At 36.2% G+C, this 10,611-nt stretch carries 6 protein-coding genes and 2 pseudogenes; 6 read left to right on the forward strand and 2 right to left on the reverse strand.

Features of this window, described 5'->3' with window-relative positions; translation table 11 throughout:
• Positions 1-16 precede the first annotated feature (16 nt).
• The 6 genes and pseudogenes from FN809_RS17120 to FN809_RS17145 form a co-directional block, all read left to right on the forward strand.
• Positions 17-2,377 carry a TonB-dependent receptor gene (locus FN809_RS17120; protein ID WP_142534765.1) on the forward strand — a complete coding sequence of 787 codons (2,361 nt, stop codon included), beginning with the start codon at positions 17-19 and terminating at the stop codon, positions 2,375-2,377.
• A gap of 12 nt (positions 2,378-2,389) precedes the next feature.
• Positions 2,390-2,857, forward strand: a complete 468-nt coding sequence (locus FN809_RS17125; protein WP_142534767.1) for a hypothetical protein — start codon at positions 2,390-2,392, stop codon at positions 2,855-2,857.
• Between the two features lie 191 nt (positions 2,858-3,048).
• The gene (locus FN809_RS17130) at positions 3,049-5,433 is read left to right on the forward strand and encodes a TonB-dependent receptor (RefSeq protein WP_142534769.1); all 2,385 of its coding nucleotides are present in this window, start codon (positions 3,049-3,051) and stop codon (positions 5,431-5,433) included.
• A gap of 201 nt (positions 5,434-5,634) precedes the next feature.
• Complete coding sequence (locus FN809_RS17135; protein ID WP_142534771.1) at positions 5,635-6,720, forward strand: DUF5700 domain-containing putative Zn-dependent protease; 1,086 nt, start codon at positions 5,635-5,637, stop codon at positions 6,718-6,720.
• Between the two features lie 364 nt (positions 6,721-7,084).
• Positions 7,085-8,497: a S41 family peptidase gene (locus FN809_RS17140; protein ID WP_142534773.1), complete on the forward strand. Its 1,413-nt coding sequence runs from the start codon at positions 7,085-7,087 to the stop codon at positions 8,495-8,497.
• A gap of 56 nt (positions 8,498-8,553) precedes the next feature.
• A pseudogene (locus FN809_RS17145) lies at positions 8,554-8,896 on the forward strand (IS66 family transposase); the annotation flags it as partial.
• Positions 8,897-9,419: 523 nt separating this feature from the next.
• On the opposite strand, the gene istB reads toward FN809_RS17145, so the two are convergent.
• Both istB and FN809_RS17815 read right to left on the reverse strand, forming a co-directional pair.
• Positions 9,420-10,139, reverse strand: coding sequence for an IS21-like element helper ATPase IstB (istB, locus tag FN809_RS17150; RefSeq protein ID WP_142534775.1), 720 nt, complete (start codon positions 10,137-10,139; stop codon positions 9,420-9,422).
• A 4-nt stretch (positions 10,140-10,143) separates the two neighbouring features.
• Positions 10,144-10,611: pseudogene (locus FN809_RS17815) on the reverse strand (hypothetical protein); the annotation flags it as partial.

The raw sequence follows: 10,611 nt of genomic DNA on the forward strand, positions 1-10,611 counted from the left end.
TTAGGCAATACGAACAATGGAAAAAACATTGCAAATATTAATATGGATGAGTTGTGTAAGCTATTGTTGCGAGGCACAAAACCCAACGCAAACCATTCGAGGACAGGTTTTGGATGCAGAAACACGTGAAAAGCTTCCGGGTGCGCATATTGTTTTAGTTGAAAACCAAAAGAGTACAATCACCGACGTAGAGGGGAAGTTTTCTATCGAGAACATCCCTACTGGTCGTTATTCAATACAATTAAGCTTTATCGGATATCAGCCTGTAGTTATCCCGGAAATATTGGTTTCATCGGCAAAAGAAGTGGTATTGGAAATTAAAATGGAGATTGTGCCTTCCAAATTGGATGAAGTTGTTGTAAAACCTACTGTGCGCAAAGACCGCCCCGTTAATAGTATGGCAAGTGTTAGCGCCCGCACTTTTTCGGTGGAGGAAGCCAGTCGTTATGCAGGTGCGCTTGACGACCCCGGACGAATGGCAGGTAATTTTGCAGGCGTTACAACAGCAGGTGTAAATGTGAATGCAATTGTTGTGCGCGGAAATTCTCCCAAAGGATTGTTGTGGAGACTCGAAGGTGTTGATATTCCTGTGCCCAGTCATTTTTCGGGTTCCAATGTTACCGGAGGGGGTGGACTTACCATATTTAGCAGTCAGCTTTTGGCAAACTCTGATTTTTATACCGGAGCATTTCCTGCGGAGTTTGGAAATGCAAGCGCAGGTGTTTTCGACATGAAACTGCGAAACGGAAATAACAGCAAAAAGGAATATGCCGCTCAAGTTGGTGTGCAAGGAGTTGAATTTGCCGCAGAGGGTCCTGTTAAAACCGGATACGATGGTTCTTATCTTTTTAATTACCGCTATTCGACCATGGCCTTAATTTTCCCCCTATTACCCGAAACAAAAAATACTAACGAATTACCCATTTACCAGGATTTATCTTTTAAATTAAATCTGCCGACAAAGAATGCTGGAACATTCGCATTGTGGGGAATTGGCGGTCTTAGTAAAAGTACCATGAAGGGGTTTGACGATAGAAAGAAATGGATTTATCCCGAAAACCGTGTTAAAATGAATTTCCATTATAACATGGGAGCGGCAGGAATTACACACTCCGTAAGGACTTCGCCAAAAGCGTTTGTTAAATCAAGCCTGGCATTTAATGCCAACCAACATACTTACCATAAAATGTCGCGTTTACAAGAATCAAATCCTCCTCAACTATTCCCATTATACAATGTGGACATAACAAACAGGGCTGCCATTTTATCTTCAATAATTTCACATGCAGCCACTCCAAGGATTTCTTTTAAAACAGGTTTTAACGTCAAGCGGCTTAATTATGAGATGGTGGGTGATGCGCTGGATTATCAAACTAATATTTTAAATAGCTTAATGGATGGGAAAGGAAATAGTTGGCTAATCAATGCTCATTTTCAGGGGAAATATAATGTGAGTCCAAAAACATCAATTATAGCTGGAGCAAATATCTCATGGTTAGAAATGAATAAGGAAATGAGGATTGAACCACGATTATCCACAACTTGGCTGGCAGCTCCCAAGCACAGCTTTTCGGTGGGCCACGGGTTTCACAGCCAAACAGAACCGCTTTTTGTCTATTTTGTTACGAAAACTGATGAGCAAACTGGCCAGGTTTCTTACCCAAACCAAAACTTGAACAGAATGAGGGCACATCACTTTATATTGGCTTATGATTGGTCGATAACTGATAATACACACCTTAAAATAGAACCTTATTTTCAATTCCTTAATAAGATTCCGGTAGTTGACGGTACATCCTACTCAATGATAAATTTCTTAAGCGACTGGACATTCAATAAAGCGCTGGTAAATCAAGGTAAAGGAATAAATAAAGGAGTTGACTTCACCTTTGAGCGTTTTCTGAAAGACGGATATTATTTAATGACAACGGCATCAATTTACAAATCAGAATATATCGGTGGCGACTATGTTAAACAGCATACCCGCTACGATGGTGCTTATGTGCTGAATGTGTTAGGTGGAAAGGAATGGGAAATTAGGAAAAAAAATTTATTAGGCATGAATATGAAATTTACTTTTATGGGACCCTATTGGTACCTTCCTGTGGATGAAATGAAAACCCAATTGGCAGAAGATATTATTTATGATGAAACAGAGGGATTTACAGACCGCTTTTCAAATCTGGAAAGTATTACCGATTTAACATTAAATTATCGAATTAACAGGCAAAATGTTTCATCGGTATTTAAACTACAAGTGCGAAATTTAATAGGACAGCAATATCAAGGTAAAAGATACAACCTTAAAAACAATACCGTTGAAAACCACTTTTTTACAAGCTTAGTGCCTTTTGTTAGCTATAAAATTGAGTTTTAATAAAATCATATCATGGACAATGTAGTGTATCTTGATTCAAAGGCCAAGGAGCTGGAGAATATAATAAATGGAAAGAAAAAGATGATTATTCGTGGAGCCATGGGGCGGAAATTGCCTTATGGTCGCGTGAATAAAGACGATGTTTTGTTTTTCATTGAAAACAAAGGAGATGGACTTGTGAAAGAGAAGGCCATTGTTGATAATGTGTTCAATTCGGAAAAGTTAACAGAGGAGCAATCCATTGAACTTGTTGAGCAAAATCAGGATGAATTACTATTAAACCCAGAGCTAAAAAGAAGATTTTCGGGTAAAAGATATTTGGTTTTAATAACAATGAAGGATTTTGAAAAAATTGAAGAATTCAAAATTGACAGGTCTCAATATGGAAATTTGGACGATTGGTTACCTGTTGGGAATATCGAAAAAGTAAAATGTCAGGAAGAAAATTTTTGGATTTGTCATCATCATAACCTTATATAAATGTAGACGTGAACTCAATTATTAGGTCCCACGAAACCATTGGACATGGACAGACTGAAAGCGTAAAAAAAGATGTAATTCCTATATTCAAAAATATACAAATGCTGGATACTGTATAATAACCAATAGAGACTATGGCATCTCTACAAAAATAATGATCAAGGTTTTATGAATGCAAAAAAGCGAGAAAAATGGCAGAAACAGGTAAAGTTAGTATAAAGACGATAATCGTTATGGGTTTATTGCTAATTTCAGGAATTAACATGATGTCAGAACAGCATCAGTTTGTCATACATGGAAAATTAAAAGATAAATCTACCAAATTGCCAATAGAGTTTGCTACTATAGCTATTGGGTGCTCTAAAAATGATTCAATAGTTACATCAATGATAAGTGATTCAAAAGGAGACTTTGTTTGTAATGTAGCTCCGGGCCAATATGAAATTAGCATTAGATGTCTGGGATATAAACCAATTGGAAAAACTATTCATGTTTATAAACAAGACATCCACCTGAAACCTTTTAATATGGTAATTGATAATAATGCTCTTGAAGAAGTTAATGTTATTGCTTCAAGTTACAATGAACAATTCGATAAAAGCATTCAAAACATCACCAAACAGTTCAAGGAAGGCACTAGCAACGTAAGCGATTTATTGGCTAAAATAAGAGGTGTCGATATAGACCCTTTAGATAATTCAATACGAGTTGACAATCAGAAAAATGCACTTCTATTGGTAAATGGTGCAAAAAAGGAACAAAAGTATATTAAGAATTTGTCCCCCGATAGGATAAGTAGAATTGAGATATCCAGAAACCCTACAGGCAGATATATCAGTGAAGGCTATACGTCTGTCATCAATATTATACTGAAAAAAAACTATACGGGTTATGATTTGCACCTTGAAGAAAAAGGAATCTATTCACTCGATAAGTCAAACGGCGATGATTTTTTATTCAGCAACCTTGCTTCGGTTGATTTAACTTATACCTTTAAAAAGGTTAACATATACGGTTCGTATACCAACATGAAAGCAAATACAAATTTGTTTGTAAAGAATATAAAGATTCTAGAGGAGAGTAAGCTCGTTAAAGAGCCAGTTACAAGCAGCCCAAATTCAAAGCGTGACGGTTTCTTGCATACTTATCTTTTAGGGGCAGATATTTTCATATCGCCTAAGCAAACAATAAGCCTTGAAACCAATATTATACAATCACCAATTGAAAAAAATAATACAGCCAGAACGTATAATAATGCTTTGAGCTCTTTAGAGAGTACTGAGGTGTTTACTTCAATATTAACAACAAACCAATCTGATAAAGAATATTATTCCCAATTAACTTATAGAAATAGATTTTCAGAAAAAAACAAATTGGAATTAGATTATAGCTACAATTTTACCGAATCTGAACTATTGAATAATTATATAGAAGACACCGGGACTGAAACGAAACAAAAACTAATTTCTAATCGAACATCTTCTATAGTAGATTTGAATTTTAAGCACCTGTTTAATGATACATATACTATGGAGGGGGGCTATAAAAATACATATCGCAGCTATGATTATGAATATTTATCATTAATGCAAGAGCCTAATATAGAAGTAAATAAAGACATCAGGAATCTTATCTATACTTACTTTAGTTTTACCCCCGAAGGGAAGATTAAAACTAAAATAGGAATTGCTGTTGAGCAAAATATATTGAAGGCAAACAATAAGTCAAATTATAACTATTCGCCACAACCGTTCTTTAGTCTATGTTATAAGCGTAATAGAAACCTGAATGTTACATTAAAGATTAATTCGGATAGCCGGTATCCTTATACAAAACAAGTAAGTCCCAATGAGCTTACTATCGATAGACTTAGCAGCGAGATTGGAATTCCAAACCTCAACTATTCTACTAGATATGTTAGTTCATTGGATTTTAAGCTTTTAAAAAACAGCCTAAGCATCGAACCATTTTATATCTATACGAATAACTATATCTCCAAAACAGGAGACATAAAGGATGACCATTTTAAATATAGCTATTCAAATTTAGATAAATATGAATCGTATGGACTAAAGATGAGTGCCAAGCTATTCATTGTACCTAAAAAAATATCTTTTAATCTAACAGCTTCTCTTTATAAAGATAAGACGGAATTTGGCAATCATACTAATGATCTAACAGACTATACCATGAACGTTAATATTATGTACTTATCGTCAAAGCACAAAACCATATATGCCATGACATTGAAAAGAATGAATGCAAAGCAAATTCAAGCTTATGGATATTATAACAATGACAATGACCATATAGGTTGCATTGTTAGACAGCCATTCTTTCAACAGAAAATGGCTGTAACTTTCCTTTATCTTCTACCTGTTTCTTCAGGGTTGGATTATTCGATGAATAGCTATTTTGAACACAGCTCGTTTAGAGAACAATCAACAACAAATGTTGGAATGCTAAAAAATCTATTTATGGTTAATCTTTCATTCAACCTTAACAAAGGCAATGAAATTAAGTCTGTCGAGAAGAGAAATTACAAGGAAAAGCGAATGACAAAAGGCTTTTTTTAATTCAGATCATTGGCCGACTAAATAAAAGATCTTCCTGATTTCGAGCAGGTAGAAAGAGAAGTGATGCGCTAACATAACAATTTTGACTTAAATGAAAAGTAAATAAAAATGCTAATTTTGGTTAAATTGAAGGTTGTCTGTTGCTTTTTCGGCAGCTTTCCTTACACAAAACCATTACCTGCAAACTAAAAAAAGTTAATTATGAAAAAAATTATATCAACACTTATGATTTCTGTATTCTTTTTGAGTTGTTCTAATTCAGAAAAGGAAGAAAACACACAAAAAATTAAACTTGTTCAGAACTTTGAAAGTTCAATCAAAATCTTAGAATGGTTTGATAACGAAATGCCAAAAGATGAAATTGAATATATAAATTCATTATCAGGAATAGAAATAATGGAAAGTAATGTCTTATTGAGTAATCCAGATACTAATGCAATTTTATTTTTTAAAGAAGACTTGATTTTGTTTAGAGAAAACGTAAAAGAATATGAAAGTGAATATGGATTGAATATAGCATTTAAAGAAAGGAAAAGAACAGCAAATTTATTATCGAAAATTCAGACAACAAATTTCGACACATTGGCAATTAAACGGGCCCTTCAATTTTTTCCAAAAGGAACTCAGCTCAAAACCGATGCAAATGTTTATTATGTTCTTACAGGTTGGGAATGGGGTGACGCATACGTAAGAAATGTGAAAAAAGTTAATGGTAAGTATAAAGTCGCTGAAACAGGGAACCCGGCCTTGGTATTTAACCTGAGTTTATTTACCAAACTATATGGTGAAACAACTGAAGAGCAATTCCAAACCTTAACAAATATAATGTCACACGAAATTTTTCATTTTGCCTTCAATGAATTTAAAAACGAATCTACCAATTACCCCTTAATTTCCGATAACGACTATAAACACCAATTATTCAGGACGGTACAAAATGAAGGAATTGCCCATTATATTGACATAAAGAAAGTTTTAATTACCAACTTTTCTGATTTTGAAAAATACCAGAAAGAAAATTTTGAAAAATTAAACAAAGCCATTATCAGCTTTTCTTCTCAACAGATAGGAAATGAGGATAAAAAGAAAATTTTACAATGTGCAAATGTTGGGAAATATTGGGAGAAATATGGAGCAATTTGTGGAATGTTTATGAGTTACCATATTGAAAGATTATTAGGGAAAGAAGCAATTACAAAAACCATAAAAAATGGTGCTGAGAGTTTTATAGAAACTTATATAGAATTGCAGCTTCAGCACAGAGAATTACCAAAATTGGAAATTTAGGAAAACTAAATTATTATTTAAATCCTCAACCTCCATAATTGGGATGATATGTTCATAAAATCTAAAGGAGACAATAATGGAAGTATATTCAATTGCTATCATATAACAACGTTAAGCGTCATTAAGGGAAACGAGAAATGAACTCAAGTAAATCAAAAAAGATACCCAAATACTTTATTCTTTGAAAATGCTAATAATGATTGTGGCTACATTTGGTGGGGCATGGTTAATACATGAGCTAATACCCTTAAAAGTACCGATGATTCAACCGTTATTTGAAATAAAAAGAACAAAAACAATTGCTGATAAAATGTAAAAATCAAAGTCTATTAGGCATTAACCTTTTAAAATTAAATAAACTGATATGAGTAAGAGAACTGTTTTTACTGCACTGACTATAATAATTACATGCCAGATTTGTAATAATCAAGTTTTCGGGCAATCACCAAATCCTCAAATCAAATCTCAAATGGTAAAGTCAGAAAATTTATTGAATGAGTCTTTTAACAAGGAAAGATACCTGCAAATTTACAAAAAGTTATACGACAACTTTTACTTCAGTAACGAATTCAATTATACAAACCGTATTGCCGGATTAAGCAAGGCTTGGTCTGAGGCAAAATGGAACTTTGCCAATTTCGATGTTGTGCCAAACTTAAACTGGGATAGCCTCTATTATGAATTCATTCCAAAAGTAATGGAGGCAAAGTCTGAAGTTGAATATTACAAATTGTTGATGAATTTCTATTCACATTTGAAAGATGGTCACAGCATGGTTTTTGTTCCTCATGTTCTCAGAGATTCACTGACTGCAAGGTTGCCAATACGTTGTCGTCTTGTAGAGGATCAGGTAGTTATTATCCAGCTTCAGAGTGCAAATGAAAACTATTGTTTATTAAAACCAGGAACTGTAATTACTGAAATTAATAATCACCCTGTCAATGAATATATAAAAAAGAATATCTCACCATATATTAGTTTTAGTACCCCCCAGGATAGCGTTGCTAAGATTTACTCTAACTATTTCACCTATGGGTCAATTAACAAACCTATTAAGCTAAAATTAAAGTATTCAGACGGGCGAATGACAGAACAGATATTTTTTCGCAAGCCTAACGACCCCTACTATCCCCATGCGAAAGGGTTTTTCTATAAAAAAATAAATGAAAAGACTAATCTACTAACCATCAACACCTTTTATGACGAAAAACTAATTCCATTTATCGATTCTATTTTCCAGGAAACTCCGCATCCAGAAAATTTGATTATTGATCTGCGTATAAACGGAGGAGGAAACAGCAGTAATGGATTTGAGCTGTTGGGCTATCTCACTGGTGACACATTTAAAGCAGCTTTAACTGCAGGAAGATGTTATATCCCATCTAAGAGAGGCTTAGGAATAACTCCTAATAAAATCACTTTCATGCCACGAGAATGGAAGCCCTATAAGTTTCCTACCTATACAGGGCAGGTAATAGTATTAACTGGGCCAGACACATATTCGGCAGCGGAAGATTTCGTGCTAATTTTCAAACACTTAAAGCGAGGTGTTGTGATTGGACAAGCTACCGGGGGAAGCACTGGTCAACCAATTTCATTTTCTTTACCACATGGTGGCATAGGGTGCGTATGTTCGCAAAAAGAGCTGCTAATTGACGGGAAAGATTTTATTGGAAAAGGTATTAACCCTGATATTCCAATTGATTACAATCTGAAAAAAATTTTAGTCGGCACAGATGAAGTTTTGGAAAGAGCTATAGAGTATTTTACGAAATAATATTGAAATAGATTAAGACACAAATGCATTAAAAACTAAGATGTAGTTTTTGGAAACCAGTAATCAACAACGAAAAACATAAAACAGTAAAAGCTTATTTGTGGATGATTCGTTCAAGTAATGAAAAACATGGTTTTCTTTCATTACGACAAAGGCTCATAGGCACAAAAAGTAATGGTTAAACTGTTGCAAGGTTTTCAAGGAGCTATCCAAACCGATGGTTACGAAGCATATTCTATTTATGAACAAAAGAAAGGCGTCCTGCTATTGGGATGCTGGGCGTACGCACGCCGTAAATTTGAAGAAAGCCTTACCGAAGACGAGTCCGGGGCTGAATATGCTTTAGCGCAAATAGGTAAACTCTACCAAGTGGAAACTATGGCCAACGAACAAGGCTTGGACGATGGCTAACCGATGTGCTGACTAAAATTCCAGCTTACAACAATGACTACTCATTGGATTTAGCCCACCTTTTGCCCCATAACTGGAAGAATTCTTAGAACAACAAGAATTGTCCATGAATTCTTTGCAATGCTGGAATGTCTAATACTTACCAAAGCACTGAGCCGACGTACGAGAGCGAATGCTTACGTTTGGATACTTGTGAACAATTGCTTAGATAGAAGCAAAAACGAGCGGAGCAAAACTATCGCGCTGATTCTGCGATGCTTCTTTTATGTTTTTCTTCCAGTAGTAATAAAGCTCTAATTGGCACAAAAGTCATATACATTCAAACCGAATTCTTGATACTCATTGATGAGTATCAAGAATGTTGATCGCGTCATTCTCATTTTTTTCCATCAAATAAACGCCTAGCTCCTCAAGCTGGCAATATGTGGAAATTCCGGTGATGTTGACCCCCCACAACGGCCATATTGACCCCCCTGGATTTGGGTAACCGAAAATGGTTAGTATGACAAAATTACATTTTTTTTCTAAGACTCTCTCCTTTGAGTTCAATCCTGTGCGATGTGTGCACCAAACGATCTAAAATCGCATCGGCAATAGTGGCCTCGCCGATGATGTCAAACCAACTGGCAACAGGCAGTTGGCTCGCGATAATAGTAGCCGCCCTGGCATGTCTGTCCTCGATAATTTCCATCAGGTCCATCTGGTGTTGTTTTTCAAGGTGTGTCAATCCAAAATCGTCGAGGATAAGCAAGTTAGCTTTCGATATTTTATTCAAGAGCTGGTATATGGTGCCCTCCAAACGTGCCATTTTTGTTTGTTGCAGCAGCTTTTGAACATTGAAGTAAGCTACTTTGTGCCCCTGGGCACATGCGTGGTGCCCCAAGGCGGACGCTATAAAACTCTTGCCGCATCCGGTAGCCCCGGTAACCAGTACAGACTCGCCATTGGCGATGTAATTGCCGGTGGCTAGATTGGACACGAGCCCTTTGTCCAGCCCCCTTGAAGCATCATATTTCAACTCTTCCAACGAGGATTGGTACCTAAACTTTGCCGATTTCCTTAATCGGTCAAAGCGGCGGTTGTCCCCGTCCTGAAGCTCGGCCTGGAGCAATATCTCAAGGCCTTCGCCAAGCGACAGCTCATTCCATCTTTTTGTCTCCAGAAGTGCGTTCCAGCTTGTTTTAAAACCGTACAGGCGTAATTGCGATAGTTGGTTTTCGATATTTTCCATCGTATTAAAATTTAAGTGATAATTGATTGTCGTAATATTCTTTTCCCCGGATGTTGTTGTGCCGGGGCAAGTCTTTATCAGGTTGCTCCTTCTGGATATATTCGGTCATCTTGTTTTTGATAACGTTAAGGGCAAAACCGTAAGTAAGATTCTGATGGTCGATAGCCATTTGGCACGCTTTGTCAAAGGTTTCCCGGGGCGTGGATTTAAATAGTTTGAGCAGGCCGTCGCAGCTTTTGTACAGTTGTTCAGGATACCTGTCCCGGGCAAACAGCAGCCTGACCAGCTCACCCAGCGTTTTCGATAGGTTTGCGGCTTTATCTTTATAGTATTCAGGGTTACGCTTTTGGTAGTGCCGGTGGGTTGAGCACAGGTGCTCTTCTGCAGTGGTGTATTTGCCTATCCCGTATTCGCGCTTGTGTACCGCTACCAAGTTGTGCCGATGAAAAATGCGCACCATCGAACGGGTGTA

This window comes from Saccharicrinis carchari (assembly GCF_900182605.1).
Lineage (GTDB): Bacteria > Bacteroidota > Bacteroidia > Bacteroidales > Marinilabiliaceae > Saccharicrinis > Saccharicrinis carchari.

Coding starts and splice junctions, on each gene's coding strand:
- FN809_RS17120 (WP_142534765.1), top strand. CDS start 17: ATGGAAAAAACATTGCAAATATTAATATGGATGAGTTGTGTAAGCTAT.
- FN809_RS17125 (WP_142534767.1), top strand. CDS start 2,390: ATGGACAATGTAGTGTATCTTGATTCAAAGGCCAAGGAGCTGGAGAAT.
- FN809_RS17130 (WP_142534769.1), top strand. CDS start 3,049: ATGGCAGAAACAGGTAAAGTTAGTATAAAGACGATAATCGTTATGGGT.
- FN809_RS17135 (WP_142534771.1), top strand. CDS start 5,635: ATGAAAAAAATTATATCAACACTTATGATTTCTGTATTCTTTTTGAGT.
- FN809_RS17140 (WP_142534773.1), top strand. CDS start 7,085: ATGAGTAAGAGAACTGTTTTTACTGCACTGACTATAATAATTACATGC.
- istB (WP_142534775.1), bottom strand. CDS start 10,139: ATGGAAAATATCGAAAACCAACTATCGCAATTACGCCTGTACGGTTTT.